This window comes from Veillonella sp. CAG:933 (genome assembly GCF_000431435.1).
Taxonomy (GTDB): Bacteria; Bacillota; Negativicutes; order Veillonellales; family Veillonellaceae; genus Veillonella_A.
The window spans coordinates 1-526 of record NZ_HF986152.1; the positions used below are offsets into that span (position 1 = coordinate 1).

A 526-nucleotide genomic window follows, 5' to 3' on the forward strand; every position below is an offset into this window, starting at 1 on the left:
ATCCTTCCCATCACGTTGCCACTCCTGCCAGTTAAATATCATTTTCCCGGTTCCGCGGATTGCCTTGCCGTTTTCATCTCGTTGGCACCCGTTACGGAATTTTGGCAACTTATCGCGATATAGCACGAGGGCATATTCAGTGGCGCCGACTATTTTCATATTCGCTTTTAGCGCCTGCCCGCTATGCTTTTTGACAAACGTTATCGGTGTATAATGATTAAATCCGTGCTTTTCGGCGTATTTAATCACCATTTGCATCTGTTCAAAACTACAAAATACAATCATGCAAGGGGCTTGCCCTCGTTCTTTCGGCTCTTTCTTCAATAACCTATTGCAGAAATGAAAATATTCGGCAATATTGAAATTAAAATCCGTGTTAAAAAACGACTTGCCGGCTTTTGCGCTCTCGCCGTTCTTGTTGTCGCCATCAATATACCATTGAGGGCTACTTCCGTAGGCGTTCACGCCCAAGTTATACGGAATATCAGCAATAACTAACTGTGCCCGCGGGATTCCGTATCGTTTA

The 526-nt window shown here is 44.3% G+C and carries 1 protein-coding gene; it reads right to left on the reverse strand.

Going from position 1 to position 526, the window contains the following annotated elements; all coding sequences use genetic code 11:
* Positions 1-526 (reverse strand): DNA methyltransferase (locus QZL64_RS02240; protein ID WP_369665149.1); only part of this gene is annotated, 526 nt, incomplete at both ends.